The organism is Fusicatenibacter sp., from assembly GCF_050872605.1.
Classification (GTDB): domain Bacteria; phylum Bacillota; class Clostridia; order Lachnospirales; family Lachnospiraceae; genus Fusicatenibacter.
The window spans coordinates 16,296-38,522 of sequence record NZ_JBNMHD010000032.1 but is presented as its reverse complement, the minus strand read 5'-3'; the positions used below and the strand labels follow the sequence as shown (position 1 = coordinate 38,522).

Genomic DNA, 22,227 nt, shown 5'->3' with positions numbered 1-22,227 from the left:
GGAACAATCGGAGGATTTGTACCACCAACGGTGGTCTTCCTCCCATGATCAAGCGACAGAGATACTATGATTCTCTACGTATGGTAGCATAGTCCATGATGTCCTTGAGAAAAATGTGTCAACCAATCTTGACAACATCAGAACATCTTCTGACGGTATCTGTTTACCTGAAAGGTACTGACTGACAGAACCTTTACTTTTTCCAGTCATACCGCACACCTGACGTTGATTCAGGTGTAATTCTTGCATAGCCTGTTTTAATTTTTCACTGAATGTCATTTTGCTTCACTCCTTTGTTTGTATCTTAAAAAGATACAATTTAGTTAAAAAAAATTGATACTACTTTTTCATCAGACAAATTGTATCTTGATCTGATTTTACTGATCTCACCCTGATTAAATTCTGCACCATTAGTTTCATTCAGTTTTGCAGAAAAAGACTGCTGTGAAATACCAAGTGCTTCTGCAAGTGTGCCGTTTGTATCATCGTGTAAAACCATTTCACTTCTAAGCAACTTTTTGTTCATTCTACTCACCACCTTCTGTTGTTGGGAATGGGCTTTTATTGTATTGTCTGTGTATTCTAATCATGATTCTGTCACCCGGTAATTCCTTGCGGTCAACAATGCTGTATTCCTGTTTCTTTGCTTCAATATCAGCAATGTAACGATCAAGTTCAGATGCAGAATCAAATTCAAGCATCAGATCAATACAACCTGCAATTACTTTCTTCATTTGCACAACCTTCCTTTCCGATTAGCAGCCCTTTTATAAGTGTTGCCTGTTATGGGGTGGTTTTATTTTTCAGGGAATCACACACCAAGAAACCCTTATCAGATTTCACACTAAAACCTGTAAACTTGCTGTCCTACTATAGAATTTTTATAGCGTGTTTTTCTATGAACCGCTGAACAGTTTCACATTAAAACTGAACAAAACCTGTCAACCATCACATAACAGACAACACTTATAAAAGAACTGCTATCTTATTTTTGACCTACCATCATCAGTACCGGGTGGTCATTTCCGGTAGACGGTCATTGCTGACCGTTTCGGATTAATATGAAAAACTTACTATGGTTTCAGTATCAAAATTTTTATATCCGTTACAATCTAACCAATTCTTTGCATCTTCCAGTGATTTATGCTCTTTAAAATAACCACCATTGACATTGGTAAAATATTTTGTTCCGTCATAATTAACTTTAATTCTTAATTTTGCATTCATTCCGATTACTTCTACAGGTTCACCAGTGTAATATTTAGAAACTGATTCATTCCATTCTTTTTCTGAATAGTAAGCTGCACAGTTAAGAACCATTTCATCATATGGGTGTGGGTATTTCTTTTTAAACTTCATAGCTGCATCATGTTCATCTGATGCAATTACAACCAAGTACTGACCTCTTGTGTATGGGTATTGTTTCCAAGTTCCAAAAGTAAAATAAAATTTATTGTGCATAGTCCAAAACCGTCCTTTCATTCCTTTGTTTTTACCTGCTGCAACAGGTTGTTATATTACAGGCGGTTTCATTCGTTAGGTGCTTCACATGACCGCCCTGCAAGTCGGGGAACCTGCACACCTTCCGGCTACCCTGATCTGACCCCGGTTAATTATATGGGTGTTTCATTTTTATACTGGTTTCAGTTCCAGTTGTTGAACCGCCTCACTATCTCGGTGCAGATTCACGATACCCTTTGTTTTCGTCATCCCGCATCTTCCGATCCTGTTTACCCTCGGCTACTGGAAAAGATGATTACTTCCGTTCTCTCGTTGGCATCTGTTCAACTGAAACAAAGTGCTGTGTCATCTCGCTCGGTCAATTCTTCCACTTAATGGCTTCTTGGTTTAGGGGTAAAGTGCTGATTGGTTCAGCCTGTCCGCTTTCTCCAAATTAGTGCGGTACACTGTGCTTTCTTGCCCTGCCATTCCTGTTTTCTTTGACTACTTCGGTAGACCATGCTTATCATTCATACGCTCTGTCTGTTCTCACAGCCTGACCACCATGTCACTTGCGTACAGCCTTCTCACTTCGTCTATCCTTCCTGCTTGCTTTGTTTTGTATCTTTATCAGATACAAGCATAGTATAGCGTGTATCTTGTTAGTTGTCAACACCTTTTTGAAACTTTTTTAGATACATTTTCAAAAATATTTGATGTTTACGCAAATATATGCTATTATCAAGATACAAATTATAGAAAGGAGTTGAAGGAATCAATGACAATGGGTGAGTACATAAAGCAACTTAGAACAGAGCATGAATGGTCACAAGACGAACTTGGTAAAAAAGTCGGTGTTAATCGTGCTGCTGTTCAAAAATGGGAAAAGGGGAGTGTTGAAAATATCAAACGTACTACTATTAAAAAATTATCAGATGTATTTGGTGTTTCACCTTGTGATCTCATGAAATGGGATGAAGAACCTGAACAAACAGACCCTATAAATTTGATAAAGGAAAAGTACGGTTCAGATACATATGAACTCATTGAACTTTTTTCAAAGTTGAATGAAGTAGGTAAAAACAAAATCATGGAAGAACTTCGTGATACTGCTGCATTACCAAAATACACCGAACCTGTAAAAAGGGATGCTCAAAAAATGGCATAATTTACCAAATTTGGGAAAATCAGGAAAATATTATAATTGTAGACTTTAGAAAGGATGGTTGATCATGGGATTTTTAGATTTATTTAAAAAGAAACAGAAAGTTGAACAACCAAGTGACGCTTTATCAATTCACATTGAATGGGATGATTTAGATGCCACTAATGAAATTGATAAAGATGATGCTGATCTTCCTTTTGGTTGGGTCGCACACAATAAAGAATTTATCGAACCGATAGAAAAAGAATTTTCGTACTTTATGAACAACTGGATTGATGCAAGAAATAAGTCACCAAAAGAATTGTACTCTGCTTTAAAGTCATTTGTTCGTTATATGGAAGATGTAAAAAGGCTGTGTTCATCTAAAGGTAAAAATTTTGAATGTTGGTGTAATACGATACTGATAAAGGATGAATATTTCAACATACGTAAAGAAGAATTAGAAGATTTATCAACAAAGTGGGCTGAAATGCAAAAAGAATATGAGCTCAAACAAAAGTTACTTTCTACGCTTCCAGATGATTTGATGGATTTTCTTAATGATAACAACGGTATTCTACAATCAGATGTATATAAACATTTCAGACCTGTAGTAAAATCTGAAATTCAGTCATTATTGTACGAATGGGGTGAAACCGGGAAAATCAAAAAAGAAAAGTCGGGTAGATCATATAAGATAACAGTTTAATTGTAGTTTTGCGGTAACTGTTGGTAATTTGTTACAGTTACACTTAAAATCTATATTCTATATATTTTATATCTTATACTTTTTTTATTTTTTTTACTCATATAAGCGTTATATAAAGAATTTATCTGTTAATGTAACATCTGTAACAAGATTGATTTTAAGCTATTTTTATCTGTAACACCAACCGTAACTAAAGCGTAACCAAGTGTAACCAGTTAAAAAAACGACCCTAACCGTTGCAGCGGTCAGGGTCAGCAAAACCAAACCAAAGGAATGAAATGATTTGGACTATGCAAAACCATTATAGCATTCATTCCTTATGGTTTCAATGAAAGGAAGTGCTATTTATGCAAGGTGGAGTAAGAAAAAGAGGTACAACATGGTCATATTATTTTGACCTTGGAAAAATTGACGGTAAAAGAAAGAAAAAAGAAAAAGGTGGATTCAAAACCAAGAAGGAAGCTGAACAGGCATTGACTGCTGCTATGAATGAATACAATAATGCCGGGACTGTATTTGAACCGACAGAAATAACGGTTGCTGATTACCTGAATCAGTGGTTTGATCTGTACTGTAAGACCAATCTGAAATATAACACCCAAGTAGGGTATTTAAGAATCATTCAAGGGCATCTAATTCCAAAATTTGGTATGTATAGATTAAAAGCAATCACCCCGGCAGTATTACAGGAGTACGCTGTTGAATTAAAAATGAACGGTAATTCAAAAAGTCATTTAGTTGGTATTTTATCTGTATTCAGTGCAGCATTGAATTATGCAGTTGAACCAATGCACTATTTACAGTCTAACCCCATGCAGTATGTGAAATTTCCAAAGGTTGAGAAAAAACCACGTGAACGAATTGTACTGACTTTAGATGAATGGTGTAAGATTCGTGACAGATTTCAAAACACCCGGTACTATATACCTTTAATGATCGGATTTTATACAGGCTTACGAATATCAGAAACATTTGGTCTTACTTGGGATGATATTGATTTTGATAAAAGAAAAATATCTGTAAATAAGCAGATTGTAAAACGTAACTTTGGGGCAGATGTAAGAAAGGTTGTTGAAAAGAAAGGTAAGAAAGAACAGCGTTCATCTTGGTACTTTACTACACCAAAAACCTTTACTTCCATTCGTGAAGTCCCTTTTGGTGAAACACTATATCAGGTATTGAAACAGGAAAAAGCTGAACAACTTAGGAATGAAATGAAGTATGGTGAATATTACACGATTCATGTTAAAAAGATTGAAACTGATGAAAAGGGTAATGACATGATCAGGGTTGTACCAATTCAAAAATGTGTTGAAAGTCCACTACAGCGTATCAGGTTGGTGTGTGTTGATGAAAACGGTCAGTATACTTCCACTGATTCATTTAAGTATTGCAGTAGGGTTATACACCATGAAATGCATCTTGCCTTTGATTATCACAGCTTAAGGCATACCCACGCAACACTGTTGATTGAATCCGGTGCTGATGTTAAGAATGTTCAGACACGATTAGGACACACCAACATAGAAACCACATTGCAGACCTATGTGCATGATACTGAAAAAATGGCTGAACGTTCTGTTGATCTCTTTGAAAAAATCACACAAGCAAAAACGTCATAAATAAAAAAATTGGGAGTGAATCCGCTAATTGTTCAGCGTGTTCACTCCCCTTTCTTTGTTCAGTGATGATTTTAAAAATTACGGTGGCAAATGGGTGGCAAATAGACTGAACTCCACTCATAAAAGCCTGTAAAACCGCTTATTTACGTGATAATAAACAAACTGTTTCCACATGAACAGTCGACGGGAACATGTCGACGCAGCAGACTTTTTCCACGCGGTATCCGTATTTTGCAAATTCTACCAGGTCATTTGCCAGGGATGTCGGCTTGCAGGAGATGTAGAGCATTCGTTCTACGCCGTATGCCGCAAGCTTCGGCAGGGCCTTCGGATGGATTCCTTCGCGCGGTGGATCAAGAACGATGAAGTCCGGTTTTTCTTCGATTTCATCGATCACCTTCAGCACGTCTCCGGCGAGGAAACTGCAGTTGGTAAGGCCGTTTGCCTCTGCGTTCTCTTTTGCAGCTGTAACAGCTTCTTCTACGATTTCCACGCCGATCACTTCTTTTGCGACCGGTGCAAGGATCTGGGCGATGGTTCCGGTTCCGCTGTAGAGGTCGAAGATCGTGCGGTCTTTCGTCTCGCCGACGAACTCACGGGCGGTGCTGTAGAGAACTTCCGCGCCGAGCGAATTAGTCTGGAAGAACGAGAACGGAGTGATCTTGAATTTCAGTCCGAGGAGTTCTTCATAGAAGTAGTCCTGTCCGTAGAGCACTTTTGTCTCATCGCTCTTTACAACGTCTGCCAGGGAATCGTTCACAATATGAAGGAATCCCACAATCTTTCCTTCCAACGGCAGGGCGAGCACTTCCTGTACGAGCGGTGTCAGATCCCACTCCTCCTGGCTTGTAGTCACGAGGTTTACGAGGATTTCTCCGGTATTCTCGGCTCTTCGTACCAGCAGGTGGCGCAGGTAACCCTCATGGCTTATTTTGTGGTAATAGCTTGCGTTCCGCTCCTTAAAATACGCCAGCACACAGTTCAGAATCTTTGTGAAATCCTCATGCACGATTTTGCAGTCGCACGCGGTCAGGACATCGTAGGTGCTACCCTTTTTGTGCAGTCCGAGGGACAGCGGGCCGTCTTTATACTCATCACCGAAGGAAAACTCCATTTTATTGCGGTATGCAAACTCCTTCGGACTTCCCTTGATTCCAAGGAACGGATAATCGGCCTCCCCCGCCTCATTGACCTGGCCGGCCTCCACGAGGGCATCGTCGAGCAGTTTTTTCACCTGACCGGCCTTCATTGCAAGCTGATCCTCATAACTCATCGTCTGGTACATGCATCCGCCGCAGGACGGGAAAATACTGCAGACCGGATCGCGCTTTTCCATCGGGGATTTTTCTGTTACTTCGAGCAGGCGCCCCTCCATGCGGTTCTTTCTTTTTTTGTTGATCTGAAAGCGGATCTTCTGTCCCGGAATTGCATTTTTCACGGTAACTGTCTCGCCCTCCACATGTACACGTCCTTTATTCGGGAAATCGATTCTTTCCACGACTCCCTCGTAAATTTCTCCTTTTTTCATTCTCTTCTCCTTCTATGTCAAACTGATTTCCGGACAGAAAAACTCCGGTACCACGTTCCGGCACCGGAGTTTCTTTTTTTCATCCTACTTATCTTCGTCTTCATCCTCGAAGTAATCGTCGAAATCGTCATCGAAATCATCTTCGAAGTCTTCCAGATAATCCGGAGTTACAAACCGGTATACTGCGTATGCGATTCCTGCAACTGCCGCTACCGCTCCGACAATGGCAAGGACCCATAAAATCACGTTTTTCGGTTTTTCGCTCTCACGTTCTCTCTGTTTTAAAAGCTCTAATACTTCATCAATCTTATTCATACTGTCCACCAACCTTTGCTTTAGATTAGAAACTTAACTTAACGATAGTATACCATATAAGCCGCAATTTTACCACAATTTCCGCTCTTTTTTATAAATCTTTTCGATTTAGGATTCCATCGGCAGTTCCCGCAGAATCTTGTGGAACTGACCGCCGCAGCGCTCCATTTCTCCTAACACCTGGTCGATCCATTCGCCCTTTGTATGCCAGTTTTCTCTGGTGAACTCAATATCCGACGGACAGACAAAAAATTCCGTCTCCGGATACACAAGCTGGTAATACAGAAGACACCGTCTCGCATGGAGATTCCGGCAGCAGAGGATCGCTTTTTTTACCTCGATGCCCGCCGCATCTGTCACTTCCCGTGACCGCAGTGCATTTTCATACGTATACGTCGCCTGGTCTTCGCGCAGAATCGCTTTCTCCGGCACGCCGTTTTTCTGCAGTACCGTCCGCAGAAACTCCCACTCGGTTTCATAGTTCCCGCTGTACTGCTCCGCAAGATCCTGTACACCGGCGAAATGCCCGATCACAGTACTGTATCTTCCCGACGGAAGCACAACCGGCGCAAATCCTTCTTTCCAGAGTTTTGCCGCATGCACCGCCATCTGCGGATAGCCGTTTCCCGGTACGAAAATCACATCGGCTTTCTGCGGTTCGTCTTTTACAAAAATGTAATCGGTAAAGCAGTTCAGAAATTTCTCATACATGAAATTTTACCACTCTTTGAAATCCATCAGGCACTCGACAACATACGCCATATCCTGCTCGGACAGACTGTAGAACATCGGCAGACGCATCAGGCGCTCGCTTTCTTTTGTCGTATACTTGTCCTCTCCATGGAACACACCGAACTTCTGTCCGGCCGGGGAGGTATGCAGCGGAACGTAGTGGAACACGCACATGACGCCGCGCTCTTTCATATATTTGATCAGGCGCGTACGCACTTCCAGATTTCTCGCTTTGATGAAATACATATGCGCATTATGTACACAGCCTTCCGGTACCACCGGCTGCTCGATCTTTCCTGCTTCTGCCAGCGGGCGGAGCTGCTCATGGTAATAGTTGTAGATGGCCATCCGCTTTCTGTCGATTTTCTCATGCTCCTCGAGCTCTGCAAGCAGGTAAGCCGCATTCATATCGCTCGGCAGATAGGAGGAACCGTAGTCGATCCAGGTATATTTGTCGATCTGTCCGCGGAAAAACTTGCTGCGGTTCGTTCCCTTTTCACGAAGGATCTCTGCTTTTTCCAGATAATTTTCATCCTGGAACAGCAGCGCGCCGCCCTCTCCCATCGTATAGTTTTTCGTCTCATGGAAGCTGTAGCAGCCGAAATCGCCGATCGTTCCAAGGGCTTTTCCCTTGTAGTACGCGCTCACACCCTGTGCCGCATCCTCTACAACCTTCAGGTTATGGCGTTTTGCAATATCCATGATGGTGTCCATTTCACAGGCAACGCCCGCATAGTGAACTGGAACAATCGCTTTTGTTTTTTCGGTGATGGCATCCTCAATCTTGGTCTCGTCGATGTTCATCGTATCCGGACGGATATCCACGTAGACGATTTTTGCTCCGCGCAGAACGAAGGCATCTGCAGTGGAAACAAACGTGTAGGACGGCATGATCACTTCATCGCCCGGCTGAATCTCAGACAGGTAAGCTGCCATTTCCAGTGCATGGGTGCAGGATGTCGTAAGCATCGCATGTTTTACGTTGAAATTGTCCTGCATCCAGGCAGAACATTTCTTCGTAAAAGGACCGTCGCCGCACAGCTTGTTGTTTTCCTCTGCCGCCTGGCGGATGTATTCCAGTTCTGTTCCAATAAAAGGTGGTTTATTAAACTCTATCATTGTTTTTTCCTTATCTTTCTTCTATCCATTACTGTTTTATTTACTTTCAGAGCCCAAAACAAGCTCTTAGGTAGTCTCATTTTCTCACAAATCCCTGTGGATTTCAAGACACGATTTTGACATGACAGCCATATCATCATACTGTCCGTAAAACCAAAAGAACCCTTGATTTCTCAAGGGTTTCACAAATAGCGAGAGGGGGATTCGAACCCTCGACACCGCGGGTATGAACCGCGTGCTCTAGCCAACTGAGCTATCTCGCCATATTCATTTTCAACACCGTTTTTCATAAAACATGGGGCCTATAGGGCTCGAACCTATGACCCTCTGCTTGTAAGGCAGATGCTCTCCCAGCTGAGCTAAGACCCCACATTGGTGTTTTGTCTGTTGGCTTTTTATCTGTATCACCAACCGACTTCGTTAGTATAGCATTCCACCCGCCAAATGTCAACACTAATTTTCAAATTTTTTCGATTTTTTCAACTTTTTCTCACGCCACTCTTTCAGATACTGCTCCTGTTCCAGATCTTCCCGTTCTTTCTCCCATCCTGCCGCCCGGCAGAGCGTCCATGCAAGTAGAAGAAATACGGCAAAAATCCCCGCCAGACAAACGATTCCCATATGTCCCGACCGCCTTTCCTGTTCTGATTCTGCTAAAAAAGCAAAGGATCTCCTTACTATTGTATCCGGAACGACGGTACATTATTCCATTTTTCAAATAAAACGAAACCGTCAGATCTCCTTTTTTAGGGATTCTGGCGGCTCCATTTTACTCAAAATTAAAATTCACGTTACGCTTCGTCAATCGCTTTTCCAATATCATGGCGGTAATATTTATTATCAAAGTCGACCCATTCAACAGCCTTGTATGCATTCGCGCGCGCCTCTTTCAAGGTATCGCCAATGGCTGTCACGCCGAGGACACGGCCTCCGTTTGTCACGATCCCGCCGTCTTTGAACTTCGTTCCTGCATGGAAGCAGTAATAGCCCTCATGCTCTTTGAATGTCTCGAGTCCGCGGATCGGGAATCCTTTCTCGTAGGAAACCGGGTAACCGTTCGAAGCCAGTACGACGCAGACACACGCATTATCTGCAAACTGCAGGTCGATCTGGTCGAGAGTTCCGTCGATGCAGGCTTCAAATACATCAATGATGTCTGTCTTCATACGAGGAAGCACAACCTGTGCCTCCGGATCGCCGAAGCGGGCATTGTACTCGAGCACCTTCGGTCCGTCCGGTGTCAGCATCAGTCCGAAGAAGATAACTCCCTTAAACGGTCTTCCCTCGGCTGCCATCGCATCTACGGTCGGCTGATAGATATATTTCTTACAGAACTTATCCACTTCTTCGGTATAGAACGGACTCGGGGAGAAGTTGCCCATACCGCCGGTGTTCAGGCCGGTGTCGCCGTCTCCTGCTCTCTTGTGGTCCTGTGCGGAGCTCATCGTCTTGATCGTCTTTCCATCCACAAAGGAGAGAACGGAAACCTCACGTCCCGTCATAAACTCCTCGATGACCATCTCATTTCCGGCACTGCCGAATTTCTTGTCGAGCATGATCGTCTTGACGCCCTCTTTTGCTTCCTCTAAGGTATTGCAGATCAGAACGCCTTTTCCAAGAGCCAGACCGTCGGCTTTCAGCACGATCGGGAATTTTGCGGTCTCGAGATATTTCTCTGCCGCTTCCGGATCGGAGAATGTCTCGTATGCCGCCGTCGGGATATGGTATTTTTTCATCAGGTCTTTGGAGAACGCTTTCGATCCTTCCAGGATTGCCGCATTCTTTCTTGGTCCGAATACGCGCAGTCCCTCTGCCTCAAACACATCGACAACACCGCCGACCAGCGGATCATCCATGCCGATGACGGTCAGGTCAATCTCTTTTTCTTTCGCAAAAGCAACGAGCTTGTCAAACTCCATCGCTGCAATATCGACACACTCTGCGTACTCCGCAATTCCTGCGTTTCCAGGAGCGCAGTAAATCTTGTCCACCTTCGGGCTCTGTGCCACCTTCCAGGCAATCGCATGCTCTCTTCCGCCGCTTCCTACAATCAGTACTTTCATCGCTCTTACTCCTTTATCTTTACGTGTCCGTCTTCTACCGTTACTTTTCCGTTTGCAATCAGATCAATCGCACGCGGCATGATGACCCACTCGGCCTCTTCCATGACGCGCTGCTGCAGTGCCTTCGGTGTATCGCCCTCGTGCACTTCGACTGCCTTCTGCAGAATAATCGGGCCGGTGTCTGTTCCGCCGTCCACAAAATGAACCGTCGCTCCCGTCACTTTGACGCCGCGGGATAATACGCCCTCGTGCACTTTCAGTCCGTAATAGCCCGTTCCGCAGAACGACGGAATGAGGGACGGATGAATGTTGATGATCTTATTCGGATAAGCATCCACAATGCTCTGCGGGATCACAACCAGGCATCCTGCGAGCACAACGAGATCGACGTTGTACGACTGCAGTTTCGCCAGCAGTGCCTCGTTGAATGTTTCTCTCGATGCAAAGGTCTTCGGGGAAAGGCATACCGCATCAATCCCCTTCTTTTTCGCACGCTCCAGCGCATACGCTCCTGCATTGTTGCTGATGACAACGGAAACCTCCGCGTTTGTGATGGTTCCCTCGTCAATCGCATCCAGAATCGCCTGCAGGTTCGTGCCGCCGCCGGAGACGAGAACTGCTAATCTTAGCATAACTGTACTCCTTTTTCTCCGTTTTCAATGTGGCCGATCACATATGGCGTATCTCCTGTGGAACGGATGGCTTTCATCGCTGCGTCTACATCTTCCGGATCAACAGCCAGTACCATACCGATACCCATGTTGAAGGTGTTGTACATCATCTGCTCGTCGATATTGCCTTTCTTTGCCATCAGATCAAAGATCGGCGGTACGGTGTAGCTGTCTTTCTGTACAACGGCTGCGGTGTTGTCTTTGAGCATACGCGGAATGTTCTCGTAGAAGCCGCCTCCGGTGATGTGGCTGCATGCTTTTACGGTTACACCGGCATCTTTGATGGCGCGGAGTGCTTTTACGTAGATACGGGTCGGTGCAAGCAGAGTCTCACCGAGGGTTGCGCCGAGCTCATCATAGTATGTATTTAAAGAATCTTTTGTCATATCGAAAACTTTGCGGACAAGAGAAAATCCGTTGCTGTGAACGCCGGTGGAAGCCATGCCGATCAGTACGTCTCCGGCTGCCAGATTTTCACCGGTAATCATGTCTTTCTTGTCACATACGCCGACAGCAAAACCTGCCAGATCGTACTCATCCTCCGGCATCAGACCCGGATGCTCTGCGGTCTCACCGCCGATCAGTGCCGCATCGGACTGCAGACAGCCTTCTGCAACGCCTTTTACGATCGAAGCGATCTTCTCCGGATAGTTCTTTCCGCATGCGATGTAGTCGAGGAAGAACAGCGGTTCTCCGCCGGCACATGCGATATCATTCACACACATGGCAACGGCATCAATACCGATGGTGTCGTGTTTATCAAGAATCATGGCGAGCTTCACCTTGGTTCCGCATCCGTCTGTACCGGAAAGCAGCACCGGCTCTTCCATTTCTTTGATTTTTGCCAGGGAAAAAGCGCCGGAAAAACCGCCAAGGCCGCCTAATACCTCCGGGCGCATAGTTTTCTTTACGTGCTCTTTCATTAATTCTACTGATTTGTATCCAGCTTCAATATCTACTCCTGCGTTCTTGTAATCCATGGTGAACCTCCCTTGTCCTTTGTTTTTATTTACTGTAGTTACGGTATCCTGTTTCCTGCAGTTTTGCGTCTTTTGCCTCAACCTGCTCTTTCATTTCCTGTGTATATGCTTTCAGTTTTTCAAGCAGTTCCGGATCGGAAGTTGCAAGAATCTTTGCTGCCAGGATTCCGGCATTGGCACCGCCATTGATGGCAACGGTTGCTACCGGAATGCCGCTCGGCATCTGTACGATGGAGTACAGGGAATCACGGCCTCCAAGCGATGTGGTATGCATCGGAATTCCGATGACCGGCATTTGGAAAATAGCTGCGCACATACCCGGCAGATGAGCTGCCATGCCTGCGCCTGCAATGATAACCTTGAAGCCTTTCTCCTCTGCGGTTTTTGCATATTCGAAAAATACATCCGGCTCGCGGTGTGCGGAGATGATTTTCATCTCGTACTCAATTCCAAATTTTTCCAGCATGTCGGCTGCCTTGCTCATTACCGGCATATCAGAGTCGCTGCCCATCACAATTCCTACTTTAGCCATGTTGTTCTCCTTTTCTGATTAACTGTTCTAAGCGTTATTCATTAGTTATACTTATTTTTATGTTTTAATCATTCAGTTCTGCTTATAATATACTAAGCAGGCGCTGAAATGTCAACCCATAATCAGCCAAAAGGTTCATTTAATTCTTCCGTTCCCGGCAGGACGAAGCGTCCGTCCTCAATGAGAGGGATCGTCGTTCCGTCTGCTTTTTCGACCGCAACCGACTGCAGTTCGCGGTACGGAATCGTGATGTCGGTGTGGCATCCGAAGTATGCTTTCGACGGATCTTCTTTCCGTTTTGCCGAAACCTCGTTCTCGCGTGCGATCACTTCTTTTCCGTCCGGATTGTACATCGGGCTGTCCTCCGCCCACGCGTAGCAGGTGTCGCCCATCGCAAAATGCGGGCCCATCTTCTCCGCGATCAGGATCGGCAGCTTTCCGGCGATGCCGTACTGCTCCGCCATCACATACGCCGTCGTGTTCGTTCCGATGGCAAACTCGCCGATCGGCAGCGTCCTGTGGTGATATAGCAGGTTTTCTTCTATATAAGTACGATTGTCCTCTTCTTTTTCGAAGTTTGCGCAGTCATATGCGGTGATCATGCCGTCGGTCAGCGTCAGGCAGAGATCGCGGTAATACAGCTCGTTCAGGTAGACTCCCGTCACATGGAGCACGCCTGTCGTACCGGTAAGAAGCGGGGAAGTAAAGACCTCTCCGACCGGAATATTGCAGTCGGCAACGCAGTTCTCGAAATTCGTCTCTTTCGCAGGATCGTTCAGATGATGCAGCATCACGCGCAGATCGGTTCTGTTCTCTCCTTTTCCAAGCACATGCACGGAAACACCCTCGTCGAGCGCATCGATCAGATACTGCTGGATGCGCTGGTATTTTTCGTAATCGAGCGTGTTGATCTTTACGATCTCGCGGAAAATTTCTTCATAGCGCGGGTCGATTTCCGGCATCGGGTAGGCGATGATCGTGTAGCCGTACTCGTCATCCTTGATATAGCGGTTTACAATCTGGCCCGCCTCGTTCTGGAATCCGACGCGGAGCTTTTGCTGACGCTCATTTAAGTGCAGTGCCTGTTTTTTATTTACTGGCTCAAACGGAACTTCGCCGAAGGTTTCCACCACGGCAGGGCCGGCATAGCCGTCCGCCAGTTCTTTGTACTCGTCGTATTTCACCTGCATCGCGCGGAGCCGTCTCTTCACGAGATCCTCGTTGAGATACAGCGCCTCATCGTTCCGGTGATCGTAGTCATACTGCTTATTCGCAGACGCACCGGCAACCCACGTTCTCCGCGCACCGCGGGAAATCACCGGCTCGAGTCCCATCTCGCGGAACTGTAATATTGCCGCACGGATCATGCGCTCAAAACCGATGTGGAAGCGGATGCTGACTGTCTTCTTTTTCGACAGATCTTTTCGCGCCACGAGAAAGCACTTGCGGAAGCCTTCTGTATAGGTGCGTGCCATTGCGTCGATTTCTTCCTGGCTGAACGTATTTAAAAAGCGGGCTGTACCCTTCTCATTTTCGGTGATATATTCGCCGTACTGGTACAGATACCGCAGATCCGTCAGATCAGATTCCATCACAATATCCTTCATAAAGTGCAGCGACGGGTCGACGATTTCGCGCACCTGGTATTCCTGGCGCTCCTCGGCGTAATCGCTCACATACCAGTAAATGCTCTCTTTTACATACTGCGCGGACGGCAGCGTCTCCTCCTCGAACATCGCATACAACTCGAGATACAGCTCCATCGCCGCAGTCATCTCCAGCAGGCGGTCCTCATAGACCCAGACAACAGCATTTCCCAGCTCCCGGTACAGGCAGCAGAGGCTCCTTCCATGCGTTTCACCAAGCGCCCGCACGGCAAACGCCGGGTTTCCGTAGGAGGTCTCATACCGCTCCCCGATCACATCTTCGTACGGTTCACGGTTCAGCATGGCAAGTTCTGCCTCCGGCGCTGTTTTCAGATATCCTTCAGCGATTCTCGTCCGGATCTGATCCATTTTGCAGAGGTACTGTGCCATCTGTGCAAAAAAATCGCGGTACGGCTGCGGAACGCTTTTTTCCGCCGGAATCTGGCGGATCCGCTCGATTGCAAGCGCATACCGCTCGTTTAATAATTCATCCATGCAAAAAATTCCTTTCTATGCTCTCTCTAACTTTTACGAGGGGCAGATCTGCCCCTCATTTTTCTTACTTATTCCTGTTTTTCTTCCCGGTCATCGATGATCTTTCCGTCCCGGATGCTCTGCTCGAGAATCTCTTCCATATAACTCCAGATCTCCTCGGATCCGGTTGCCGTCTTCTCGTTTCGTTTCAATGGCTGGGAAATCCGCACATTGTGGCGGGCCCAGTCTTTTCCATCATTCTCATGATTTAAAAGCAGCGGCTGGAAATTATCCATCACATGGGCAAAGCGCGCTTCCGGTGTCTCATACGCCTCGAATTCAAGCCAGAGATCCATCAGCATTTTTCCCTGATCCTCCGGCAGCAGGCCGTAGATGCGCTCGGCCGCTTTATGTTCTCTTTCGTCTTTTGTTTTATTTGCCTCCGCGTCGTACGCATACGTGTCGCCCGCATCAATCTCCACAAGATCGTGGATCAGCAGCATGAGCATCGTTCTGCCGATGTCGATTTTTTCATTCGAATATTCCTGCAGCAGAAATGCCATCACCGCCATGTGCCATGCATGCTCCGCGTCGTCCTCCTGGCGGGAATAGCCGCGGATGTGCGTCTGGCGCAGGATCTGTTTTTCTTTATCAATCTCCAGAATAAAATTCAGCTGTTTTTTAAAACGTTCGTGATCCATCTTTTTCCCCTCTTCTTTATCTTACACCAACCAGAAACAGTGCCAGCCATGCGACCAGCATGCCGCCGCTCGTAATCGAGCCGAGAACCGACATTCTGTGGCTGACCTGTTCTTCTTTAAAGCTCTTCATTCCCACATAGAAGCCGTATCCCGACAAAAGGAATGAGAACAGTCCCGCTGCTCCGAGAAAAATGCCTCCATTTCCGTGGAATGCAAACGATACGACCGAAGCCAGCAGAAACAGAAAGACCGAAGCACCTGCCATATAGAGGGCTTCCTTTCCGCCTTCCGACGGCTTCCGGACAAAATTGTAATTATACTTCTTCCTCGCCATATTTCCATCTCCTGAATTTATTGCAGATCAGGAATGCGCCGCAGCCGATCATGGCTCCAAGCGTATTCAGGATCAGATCATCTACATCAAAGCAGCCCACCTTCGTGATGAGCTGGATCGTTTCCACACAGAGGCTAAACAGAAAACCAAGAAGCGATACTTTCCAGAAGCTCTCCATTTTTTTGTGCATCACCGGAACGATAAAGCCGAACGGCAGAAAACCGATCACATTGCCCGCCAGATTTAAAAATGCGGCAAGGAATCCCACCTGTTCGCGGTAAATCCAGAACCGTCTGATTTCCTGAAACGGCACCAGATTGTAACGGTAATCCAGTTCAAAAAAGTTTCTTCTCCCGTATTCTTCTGCAAAAAACAGAAAATAAACGAGCGCAAGAAGATACACCAGAAATAAAATCCGTCCCACAACGCGGATTCTGGCTTTCGTCTCCTGCTTCATCTTCGTTTCCCCTTTCTGCGTGGTATCAGAAACGCCGGAATACCTCTTCGGCGCATGCGCTTCCAAAATATTCCGGCATTTTTCTTAAAACATAATTTCCCCGCGTCGTTTCAGCAGACCTGCTCCGCTTACGATCATCAGGACACCGGTTGCTACCCCTACCACAACCAGCACTGCGCCCATGGCGATATTTCCGCCGCCGACACGTCCCATGGTTTTATAGATTTTTTCATTCATCGTGCAAAACTCCTTCTTTCAAGTGTACCGCGCCTTATTTCACACCGTACTCCTCATAATAAGCATCAATGGCAGCCTTCATCTTGTCATCGATCTGGATTTTGCCCTGGCATGGACGGTTGTACAGATAGGTGATGACATCCTCCATGGTTACAATGGCATTTGCCGGGAAGCCGTAGGTTTCCTGGATTTCCTCAAGTGCGCTCTTGTCGCCTTTTCCGCGCTCCATGCGGTTTAAGGATACCATCAGTCCTTTGATCTCCACATTGCCCTGTGCCTGGATGATCGGGAAGGTCTCCTCGATGGATTTTCCGGATGTGGTAACATCCTCGATGATGACAACGCGGTCACCGTCTTTGATCTTGCTTCCAAGCAGCAGTCCGGCATCTCCGCCGTGGTCTTTTGCTTCTTTCCGGTTGGAGCAGTAACGTACTTCCACACCGTAGAGATCATGAATTGCAATGGCAGTTACCACGCTGAGCGGGATTCCTTTGTAGGCCGGTCCAAACAGAACGTCGAAATCCAGTCCATAATTGTCATGGATTGCTTTTGCATAATACTCGCCGAGACGTTTTAACTGGCTTCCGGTTACGTAAGCGCCCGCATTCATGAAGAACGGGGATTTTCTTCCGCTTTTCAGGGTGAACTCTCCAAATTTTAATACCTGGCTCTCGACCATAAACTCGATAAACTCCTGCTTGTACTGTTCCATCTTTTTTCCTCCATATTTTCAGGGGAAGGCATCTTTTTTCGCAATGCCGCCCGTTTTTACTTCTATTCTGTTCTATACTACCATAAATGCCTCTGTTTTTCCAGTCCAGACACAGGATTTCGCATAAAAAACATAAAATCCACACAAATAAATTTCATTCTCTGACGCAAAAAATCCCTCCGCCCAGAGAACGGAGAGATTTTGGTATGTTTTCTTTTTAGAAATCTACTTCTGTATCATAGTAGCAGCATTTCAGCAGTTTTTCCATCTCTTCAACAGATGGCTGTCTCGGGTTGGAGCCGGTGCAGGCATCGGCGATGGCATTTACGGCAATGTCGTGCAGTCTCTCCAGAAATACGTCTTCCGGAACGAAGCCCTGCTCGGTCGGATAGCTGTCTTTTCCGTAGTTCTTGATGCACTGCGGAATGTTCAGTTTGTCGTTCATGCCGCGCAGATAAGCGATGAGAAGTTTAATTTTCTCTTCGGTTGTCTCGCCGCCCAGTTTCATTTCGTCCGCGATCACTGCGTAACGTTTTGCTGCGGTCTCGTCTTTTGCGTTGAAAGCGATAACCTTCGGCAGATACATGGCATTTGCTGCGCCGTGAATCAGATGAGCGCCGTAATCAGCGAATGCTGCGCCTGTTTTATGTGCCATGGAATGAACGATACCAAGCAGTGCGTTGGAGAATGCCATACCAGCGAGGCACTGTGCATTGTGCATGCTGTCACGTTTTGCCATATCTCCGTTGTAGGAATCTACAAGGTCTGCCTGGATCATACGGATCGCATACAGCGCCAGCGGATCGGTAAAGTCACAGTTTGCGGTGGAAACGTATGCCTCGATCGCATGCGTCATAGCGTCCATACCGGTGTGAGCAACCAGCTTCTGCGGCATGGTTTCTGCCAGATCCGGGTCAACGATTGCGACATCAGGTGTGATCTCGAAGTCTGCCAGCGGGTATTTGATACCTTTTTCATAATCGGTGATAACTGCGAATGCGGTTACCTCGGTTGCCGTTCCTGATGTCGAAGAAATTGCACAGAAGTGAGCTTTCTTACGAAGTTTCGGCATTCCGAATACCTTGCACATCTCCTCGAAGGTGATGTCCGGATACTCGTATTTGATCCACATTGCCTTTGCTGCGTCGATTGGAGATCCGCCGCCCATTGCTACGATCCAGTCCGGCTGGAACTCTTCCATCGCTTTTGCACCGCGCATAACCGTCTCTACAGACGGATCAGACTCAATTCCTTCGAAAAGCTGTACCTCCATGCCAGCTTCTTTCAGGTAATCCACTGCACGATCCAGGAAACCGAAGCGTTTCATGGAACCGCCGCCTACACAGACCATTGCGCGTTTTCCCTCAAATGTTTTCAGTGCCTCTAAAGCACCCTTTCCGTGGTATAAATCTCTTGGTAATGTAAATCTTGCCATTGTTCAGAACCCCTTTCTTGTTTTGCTTCTGATCAGGCGGCTCCGGCAGATCAGATCAGCAGATTTTCTGTTTTTCCACTCTCTGTTTAAGCCGCCTTTTGTCTTTTGTTCTCGACTTTGTTATTATTATAACAAACTTTTTCAGGGATTTCCAATACAAAAATGATATTTCCTGATGTCAATTATATATGTCTTATTTACTTCCGTGCCGCCCACGCGCATCGCCACGCAGCTTTTCGGAATGCTCTCCCGGATCGCATCGGCCGTCCGCTGCAGCAGCAGATCACCGTACTCGTGGCCCATCGTGTCGTTTGTCCGCTTCAAATAATTGCAGTCCGCCATAATAAGACTCGTCGGAAAATCGCCGGCCTGTACCATATGATCGCTTTCCGCTTCCAGATATTTCACGAAAAAACACTCCCAACCACTTTCAGCGCCTCCGCCAGATCCTCCCGAAAATCCTCATCCCCTCTCCGCAGACTATTCACCCTGCACCCAAACACCCTCTCATGCCCCGTACAGTGCAGATACCTGCCGTCCCCCAGATACATCCCCACATGCCCCTTCCAGAACAGCAGATCCCCGGCCTTCGCCCGTTCCTCCACCAGACACATCTCCTCCCCTTCTCTCCAGATCGCTTTCATCGGATACCCTTCCCTGATATCCGCATCCCGCCAAATCAAAACCCCATTCATCAAATACGCCATAAACACCACACCCGAACAGTCAATCCCATCCGCCGCCTTCCCGCCCCACCGGTACTGGCATCCAAGATACCCCTTCGCACACTCCACAACCTTCCTCCGAAACTCCTCTTCCGACCACCCCTCTGGAATCCCCTGCTCCACAAAAAACCGATCTTCCGATTTTCCCCACAAAAACCGATCCGAATCCAGTCTTTTTCTTAATGCCACCTCCGGCACAAACCCACTGATCCCATTCGCCAGTTTCACCCTGCAATACCCATTCTCCGTCTCCTCCATTTTCTCCACAAAACACCCCCGTCCCAGCGTCTCCAACATCCGCGCCTGCACCCGCGCTCCCCTCATCACATCCGCAAACCCGCGCGTCACCACATACGTATTCCCGGCCTTTTCCCTCTCCTCCATCCACTCCCGGCTTCTCTCTTCAATCAAATTCCTCTCCATCCACCCCCGATACCCATAATGCGTCCAAACCTCAATCCACTCTCCATCTCCTTCCCACATCACACCCCATCCAGCAAACACCTCATCCACCACATCCGTCCCATTCTCCTCATACAAAAACGCCCGCTTCACTTTAATGATCCCATACTTCATCTCACATACCACCTTCCATTTTCTATATACTATGCACCCACCACAACACTCTCACGCCGATCCGCCCCCGGCGGATCCAGACTTACTTCGTTTCAGCTCCACACAACCAGACCTCACTGGAATTTGCGCCTGCCGTGTGGCGGGCATAGAAAAAGAGGGCAGAAACTGGGAGCCCGGAACAGGTGCAGAAAAATGGGATGAGATCTGGTGCTCAACACCAGATCTCAAAACGCACTGAGTCGGGAAATTATCAAATTTCCTGACGAATTGCGTTGGTTCCCATTTTTCTGTGCCTGTTCCGGGCCACAGTTCCGCCCTCTTTTTCTCGCCCGTCACACGGCAGGCGCAAATTCCAGCGAGGTCGTCCGTTATCTCACAGCTCCAATCAACTCATTAATATCGTCAACCTTATGCCTTCTCATATACTCCTCGATACCGCGAACCGTTTCAACAGTCGCATACGGATTAAAGAAATTCGCCGTCCCAATCGAAACCGCCGTAGCCCCCGCCAGAATAAACTCCAGCGCATCCTCCGCCGACGCAATACCGCCCATACCAATAATCGGCACTTTCACTGCCTGCGCCACCTGATACACCATCCGCACCGCAATCGGCTTCACCGCCGGCCCCGACATACCGCCAGTCTTATTCGCAATCGCAAACTTCTGTCGTTCAATATCAATCTTCATCCCAGTAAGCGTATTGATCAGCGACAGCACATCCGCCCCGCCGGCTTCCGCAGCCCGCGCCATCTCCGTAATATCCGTCACATTCGGACTCAGCTTCATAATAATCGGCTGCTTCGCATATTTTTTAACTTCTCTGGTGATCGCCTCCACCGCCTTCGGATCCTGTCCAAACGCAATACCGCCCTCCTTCACATTCGGGCATGAAATATTAATCTCCAGCAGATCCACCGGCTCCGAAGCCAGCCGCTCCACAACCTCACAATAATCCTCCGTCGTCCGTCCACAGACATTCACCACAATCTTCGTGTCAAACTGCTTCAAAAACGGAATATCCCTCTCACAGAACACATCAATGCCAGGATTCTGCAGCCCGATCGCATTCAGCATTCCGCCATAAACCTCCGCAATACGCGGCGTCGGATTCCCCGGCCACGGCACATTCGCAACGCCCTTCGTCACAACCGCGCCAAGCTCCTTCAAATCCACAAACTCACTGTACTCCGCGCCAGAGCCAAACGTACCAGATGCCGTCATAACCGGATTCTTCAGTTCCACACCCGCCAGATTCACACTTGTCTTCATCGCTTTTTCTCCTCCTCGCGTCACTTACAGCTCAATTTCCGTACTCAAAAAGACCGGCCCGTCCTTGCAGATCCGCTTATTGTGCACATGCGAATGACCATCCACCTCAGTCGACTGGCAGACACACGCAAGACATGCGCCAACGCCGCACGCCATCTTCTCTTCCATCGAAATCCAGCATGGAATTCCCTTTTCCAGACCGTACGCCTTAATCGCACGCAGCATCGGAGCCGGACCGCAGGCAAAAATTACATCTGCTTCCAGATGATCCTCGCGCACCGCATCCATCACATTGCCCTTCACACCGGCACTTCCGTCCTCAGTTGCAATATGAAGATCGCCTGCCGCAGCAAACTCCTCATTTAAGAACAACTCATCGCGGTAACCACAGCAGATGATCGTGTCCGTTCCAAGATCCTTCGCCGTCTGCAGCATCGGCGGAACACCGATACCGCCGCCCATCAGCATCACACGTTTTCCCTTACCTTCCTCGATCGGGAATCCATTTCCAAGCGGCCCTAAAATATCAACCTCATCCCCCGCTTTCAGATGCGAAAACTCCTCCGTTCCTGCACCTGCCACACGGTAGACAATCCGAAGTCTTCCTCCCTCGCGGTCGATCTCACAAAGAGAAATCGGACGCGGCAGAAGACGGCTGCCGTCTTTCGAAAACAGAGAAATAAACTGGCCGGCCTTCGCCTCTTTCGCAATCACTTTCGTGGAAATCCACATGCTGTAAATCCCTTTTGCAATGCACTCCTGACTTTCCACAGTACAGCATTCCTTGATTTTCATAAGCTGAAC

The 22,227-nt window shown here is 47.1% G+C and carries 27 protein-coding genes, 2 tRNA genes and 1 other RNA gene; 3 read left to right on the top strand and 27 right to left on the bottom strand.

The genetic code is table 11. The features are described 5' to 3' along the window. Nucleotides 1-48: 48 nt before the first annotated feature. The 5 genes from ACY2VT_RS10370 to ACY2VT_RS10350 form a co-directional block, all read right to left on the bottom strand. Nucleotides 49-249, bottom strand: a complete 201-nt coding sequence (locus ACY2VT_RS10370; RefSeq protein WP_461879832.1) for a helix-turn-helix domain-containing protein — start codon at nt 247-249, stop codon at nt 49-51. A 70-nt stretch (nt 250-319) separates the two neighbouring features. Beyond that, complete coding sequence (locus tag ACY2VT_RS10365) at nt 320-526, bottom strand: hypothetical protein (RefSeq protein ID WP_215721278.1); 207 nt, start codon at nt 524-526, stop codon at nt 320-322. Nucleotide 527: 1 nt separating this feature from the next. Next, the gene (locus ACY2VT_RS10360; RefSeq protein ID WP_215721279.1) at nt 528-734 is read right to left on the bottom strand and encodes a hypothetical protein; all 207 of its coding nucleotides are present in this window, start codon (nt 732-734) and stop codon (nt 528-530) included. A 256-nt stretch (nt 735-990) separates the two neighbouring features. After that, nucleotides 991-1,057, bottom strand: an RNA gene (locus ACY2VT_RS10355) — hammerhead ribozyme type II. Continuing rightward, nucleotides 1,057-1,461 carry a hypothetical protein gene (locus tag ACY2VT_RS10350; protein ID WP_461879831.1) on the bottom strand — a complete coding sequence of 135 codons (405 nt, stop codon included), beginning with the start codon at nt 1,459-1,461 and terminating at the stop codon, nt 1,057-1,059. The genes ACY2VT_RS10355 and ACY2VT_RS10350 overlap by 1 nt, the downstream gene beginning before the upstream one ends. Nucleotides 1,462-2,218: 757 nt before the next feature. On the opposite strand from ACY2VT_RS10350, the gene ACY2VT_RS10345 reads away from it, so the two are divergent. From ACY2VT_RS10345 to ACY2VT_RS10335, 3 genes are all read left to right on the top strand, one after another. Continuing rightward, complete coding sequence (locus ACY2VT_RS10345; protein WP_368281956.1) at nt 2,219-2,608, top strand: helix-turn-helix transcriptional regulator; 390 nt, start codon at nt 2,219-2,221, stop codon at nt 2,606-2,608. A gap of 64 nt (nt 2,609-2,672) precedes the next feature. Continuing rightward, on the top strand, nt 2,673-3,293 hold the full coding sequence (locus ACY2VT_RS10340) for a hypothetical protein (RefSeq protein WP_368281957.1): 621 nt from the start codon (nt 2,673-2,675) through the stop codon (nt 3,291-3,293). Between the two features lie 347 nt (nt 3,294-3,640). Then, entirely contained in the window at nt 3,641-4,915 is a 1,275-nt protein-coding gene (locus ACY2VT_RS10335; protein ID WP_461879829.1) for a tyrosine-type recombinase/integrase, read from the top strand. Nucleotides 4,916-5,054: 139 nt separating this feature from the next. Here the strand turns inward: ACY2VT_RS10335 and rlmD are convergent, their stop codons facing one another. The 22 genes from rlmD to ACY2VT_RS10225 form a co-directional block, all read right to left on the bottom strand. Then, on the bottom strand, nt 5,055-6,443 hold the full coding sequence (gene rlmD, locus ACY2VT_RS10330) for a 23S rRNA (uracil(1939)-C(5))-methyltransferase RlmD (protein ID WP_461879828.1): 1,389 nt from the start codon (nt 6,441-6,443) through the stop codon (nt 5,055-5,057). Nucleotides 6,444-6,527: 84 nt separating this feature from the next. Beyond that, a complete protein-coding gene (locus ACY2VT_RS10325) occupies nt 6,528-6,758 on the bottom strand; it encodes a hypothetical protein (RefSeq protein WP_055227097.1) in 231 nt (76 codons plus the stop codon). 108 nt (nt 6,759-6,866) lie between these two features. Further along, nucleotides 6,867-7,469, bottom strand: a complete 603-nt coding sequence (locus ACY2VT_RS10320) for a YdcF family protein (protein ID WP_461879827.1) — start codon at nt 7,467-7,469, stop codon at nt 6,867-6,869. 6 nt (nt 7,470-7,475) lie between these two features. Beyond that, on the bottom strand, nt 7,476-8,609 hold the full coding sequence (rffA, locus tag ACY2VT_RS10315) for a dTDP-4-amino-4,6-dideoxygalactose transaminase (RefSeq protein WP_461873871.1): 1,134 nt from the start codon (nt 8,607-8,609) through the stop codon (nt 7,476-7,478). Between the two features lie 189 nt (nt 8,610-8,798). Continuing rightward, a tRNA-Met gene (locus ACY2VT_RS10310) sits at nt 8,799-8,872 on the bottom strand. Nucleotides 8,873-8,905: 33 nt separating this feature from the next. Continuing rightward, a tRNA-Val gene (locus tag ACY2VT_RS10305) sits at nt 8,906-8,978 on the bottom strand. Nucleotides 8,979-9,062: 84 nt separating this feature from the next. After that, the gene (locus ACY2VT_RS10300; protein ID WP_158554991.1) at nt 9,063-9,230 is read right to left on the bottom strand and encodes a hypothetical protein; all 168 of its coding nucleotides are present in this window, start codon (nt 9,228-9,230) and stop codon (nt 9,063-9,065) included. 170 nt (nt 9,231-9,400) lie between these two features. Then, nucleotides 9,401-10,672 carry a phosphoribosylamine--glycine ligase gene (gene purD, locus ACY2VT_RS10295; protein WP_461873872.1) on the bottom strand — a complete coding sequence of 424 codons (1,272 nt, stop codon included), beginning with the start codon at nt 10,670-10,672 and terminating at the stop codon, nt 9,401-9,403. A 5-nt stretch (nt 10,673-10,677) separates the two neighbouring features. Beyond that, complete coding sequence (purN, locus tag ACY2VT_RS10290; protein WP_461879826.1) at nt 10,678-11,304, bottom strand: phosphoribosylglycinamide formyltransferase; 627 nt, start codon at nt 11,302-11,304, stop codon at nt 10,678-10,680. Further along, nucleotides 11,298-12,323 carry a phosphoribosylformylglycinamidine cyclo-ligase gene (gene purM, locus ACY2VT_RS10285; protein WP_461879825.1) on the bottom strand — a complete coding sequence of 342 codons (1,026 nt, stop codon included), beginning with the start codon at nt 12,321-12,323 and terminating at the stop codon, nt 11,298-11,300. The genes purN and purM overlap by 7 nt, the downstream gene beginning before the upstream one ends. A 25-nt stretch (nt 12,324-12,348) precedes the next feature. Then, nucleotides 12,349-12,855 (bottom strand): 5-(carboxyamino)imidazole ribonucleotide mutase, encoded by a 507-nt coding sequence (gene purE, locus ACY2VT_RS10280; protein ID WP_461879824.1) that lies wholly within the window; start codon nt 12,853-12,855, stop codon nt 12,349-12,351. A gap of 122 nt (nt 12,856-12,977) precedes the next feature. Beyond that, nucleotides 12,978-14,996: an aminopeptidase gene (locus ACY2VT_RS10275; protein WP_461879823.1), complete on the bottom strand. Its 2,019-nt coding sequence runs from the start codon at nt 14,994-14,996 to the stop codon at nt 12,978-12,980. 68 nt (nt 14,997-15,064) lie between these two features. Continuing rightward, complete coding sequence (locus tag ACY2VT_RS10270; RefSeq protein ID WP_461878303.1) at nt 15,065-15,676, bottom strand: HD domain-containing protein; 612 nt, start codon at nt 15,674-15,676, stop codon at nt 15,065-15,067. Between the two features lie 16 nt (nt 15,677-15,692). Next, entirely contained in the window at nt 15,693-16,010 is a 318-nt protein-coding gene (locus ACY2VT_RS10265) for a hypothetical protein (protein ID WP_461878304.1), read from the bottom strand. Next, nucleotides 15,991-16,467: a VanZ family protein gene (locus ACY2VT_RS10260; protein ID WP_461878305.1), complete on the bottom strand. Its 477-nt coding sequence runs from the start codon at nt 16,465-16,467 to the stop codon at nt 15,991-15,993. The genes ACY2VT_RS10265 and ACY2VT_RS10260 overlap by 20 nt, the downstream gene beginning before the upstream one ends. 84 nt (nt 16,468-16,551) lie before the next feature. Continuing rightward, on the bottom strand, nt 16,552-16,704 hold the full coding sequence (locus ACY2VT_RS10255; RefSeq protein WP_055221261.1) for a hypothetical protein: 153 nt from the start codon (nt 16,702-16,704) through the stop codon (nt 16,552-16,554). A 34-nt stretch (nt 16,705-16,738) separates the two neighbouring features. Beyond that, nucleotides 16,739-17,416 (bottom strand): orotate phosphoribosyltransferase, encoded by a 678-nt coding sequence (gene pyrE / locus ACY2VT_RS10250; RefSeq protein WP_022462007.1) that lies wholly within the window; start codon nt 17,414-17,416, stop codon nt 16,739-16,741. Nucleotides 17,417-17,633: 217 nt separating this feature from the next. Then, nucleotides 17,634-18,851, bottom strand: a complete 1,218-nt coding sequence (locus ACY2VT_RS10245; RefSeq protein ID WP_055221266.1) for an iron-containing alcohol dehydrogenase — start codon at nt 18,849-18,851, stop codon at nt 17,634-17,636. A 141-nt stretch (nt 18,852-18,992) separates the two neighbouring features. Further along, nucleotides 18,993-19,259, bottom strand: a complete 267-nt coding sequence (locus ACY2VT_RS10240; RefSeq protein ID WP_461873879.1) for a diguanylate cyclase — start codon at nt 19,257-19,259, stop codon at nt 18,993-18,995. After that, entirely contained in the window at nt 19,256-20,152 is an 897-nt protein-coding gene (locus ACY2VT_RS10235; protein WP_461879822.1) for a C40 family peptidase, read from the bottom strand. Before ACY2VT_RS10235 ends, ACY2VT_RS10240 begins: the two co-directional genes overlap by 4 nt. Before the next feature lie 368 nt (nt 20,153-20,520). Continuing rightward, the gene (locus ACY2VT_RS10230; RefSeq protein WP_461879821.1) at nt 20,521-21,423 is read right to left on the bottom strand and encodes a dihydroorotate dehydrogenase; all 903 of its coding nucleotides are present in this window, start codon (nt 21,421-21,423) and stop codon (nt 20,521-20,523) included. 24 nt (nt 21,424-21,447) lie between these two features. Then, complete coding sequence (locus ACY2VT_RS10225) at nt 21,448-22,218, bottom strand: dihydroorotate dehydrogenase electron transfer subunit (RefSeq protein WP_022461999.1); 771 nt, start codon at nt 22,216-22,218, stop codon at nt 21,448-21,450. Between the last annotated feature and the right edge of the window lie 9 nt (nt 22,219-22,227).

What these genes read in the sequence shown, in the direction of transcription:
- ACY2VT_RS10370 (WP_461879832.1), bottom strand. Translation starts at nt 249, where the DNA reads ATGCAAGAATTACACCTGAATCAACGTCAGGTGTGCGGTATGACTGGA.
- ACY2VT_RS10365 (WP_215721278.1), bottom strand. Translation starts at nt 526, where the DNA reads ATGAACAAAAAGTTGCTTAGAAGTGAAATGGTTTTACACGATGATACA.
- ACY2VT_RS10360 (WP_215721279.1), bottom strand. Translation starts at nt 734, where the DNA reads ATGAAGAAAGTAATTGCAGGTTGTATTGATCTGATGCTTGAATTTGAT.
- ACY2VT_RS10350 (WP_461879831.1), bottom strand. Translation starts at nt 1,461, where the DNA reads ATGCACAATAAATTTTATTTTACTTTTGGAACTTGGAAACAATACCCA.
- ACY2VT_RS10345 (WP_368281956.1), top strand. Translation starts at nt 2,219, where the DNA reads ATGACAATGGGTGAGTACATAAAGCAACTTAGAACAGAGCATGAATGG.
- ACY2VT_RS10340 (WP_368281957.1), top strand. Translation starts at nt 2,673, where the DNA reads ATGGGATTTTTAGATTTATTTAAAAAGAAACAGAAAGTTGAACAACCA.
- ACY2VT_RS10335 (WP_461879829.1), top strand. Translation starts at nt 3,641, where the DNA reads ATGCAAGGTGGAGTAAGAAAAAGAGGTACAACATGGTCATATTATTTT.
- rlmD (WP_461879828.1), bottom strand. Translation starts at nt 6,443, where the DNA reads ATGAAAAAAGGAGAAATTTACGAGGGAGTCGTGGAAAGAATCGATTTC.
- ACY2VT_RS10325 (WP_055227097.1), bottom strand. Translation starts at nt 6,758, where the DNA reads ATGAATAAGATTGATGAAGTATTAGAGCTTTTAAAACAGAGAGAACGT.
- ACY2VT_RS10320 (WP_461879827.1), bottom strand. Translation starts at nt 7,469, where the DNA reads ATGTATGAGAAATTTCTGAACTGCTTTACCGATTACATTTTTGTAAAA.
- rffA (WP_461873871.1), bottom strand. Translation starts at nt 8,609, where the DNA reads ATGATAGAGTTTAATAAACCACCTTTTATTGGAACAGAACTGGAATAC.
- ACY2VT_RS10300 (WP_158554991.1), bottom strand. Translation starts at nt 9,230, where the DNA reads ATGGGAATCGTTTGTCTGGCGGGGATTTTTGCCGTATTTCTTCTACTT.
- purD (WP_461873872.1), bottom strand. Translation starts at nt 10,672, where the DNA reads ATGAAAGTACTGATTGTAGGAAGCGGCGGAAGAGAGCATGCGATTGCC.
- purN (WP_461879826.1), bottom strand. Translation starts at nt 11,304, where the DNA reads ATGCTAAGATTAGCAGTTCTCGTCTCCGGCGGCGGCACGAACCTGCAG.
- purM (WP_461879825.1), bottom strand. Translation starts at nt 12,323, where the DNA reads ATGGATTACAAGAACGCAGGAGTAGATATTGAAGCTGGATACAAATCA.
- purE (WP_461879824.1), bottom strand. Translation starts at nt 12,855, where the DNA reads ATGGCTAAAGTAGGAATTGTGATGGGCAGCGACTCTGATATGCCGGTA.
- ACY2VT_RS10275 (WP_461879823.1), bottom strand. Translation starts at nt 14,996, where the DNA reads ATGGATGAATTATTAAACGAGCGGTATGCGCTTGCAATCGAGCGGATC.
- ACY2VT_RS10270 (WP_461878303.1), bottom strand. Translation starts at nt 15,676, where the DNA reads ATGGATCACGAACGTTTTAAAAAACAGCTGAATTTTATTCTGGAGATT.
- ACY2VT_RS10265 (WP_461878304.1), bottom strand. Translation starts at nt 16,010, where the DNA reads ATGGCGAGGAAGAAGTATAATTACAATTTTGTCCGGAAGCCGTCGGAA.
- ACY2VT_RS10260 (WP_461878305.1), bottom strand. Translation starts at nt 16,467, where the DNA reads ATGAAGCAGGAGACGAAAGCCAGAATCCGCGTTGTGGGACGGATTTTA.
- ACY2VT_RS10255 (WP_055221261.1), bottom strand. Translation starts at nt 16,704, where the DNA reads ATGAATGAAAAAATCTATAAAACCATGGGACGTGTCGGCGGCGGAAAT.
- pyrE (WP_022462007.1), bottom strand. Translation starts at nt 17,416, where the DNA reads ATGGAACAGTACAAGCAGGAGTTTATCGAGTTTATGGTCGAGAGCCAG.
- ACY2VT_RS10245 (WP_055221266.1), bottom strand. Translation starts at nt 18,851, where the DNA reads ATGGCAAGATTTACATTACCAAGAGATTTATACCACGGAAAGGGTGCT.
- ACY2VT_RS10235 (WP_461879822.1), bottom strand. Translation starts at nt 20,152, where the DNA reads ATGAAGTATGGGATCATTAAAGTGAAGCGGGCGTTTTTGTATGAGGAG.
- ACY2VT_RS10230 (WP_461879821.1), bottom strand. Translation starts at nt 21,423, where the DNA reads ATGAAGACAAGTGTGAATCTGGCGGGTGTGGAACTGAAGAATCCGGTT.
- ACY2VT_RS10225 (WP_022461999.1), bottom strand. Translation starts at nt 22,218, where the DNA reads ATGAAAATCAAGGAATGCTGTACTGTGGAAAGTCAGGAGTGCATTGCA.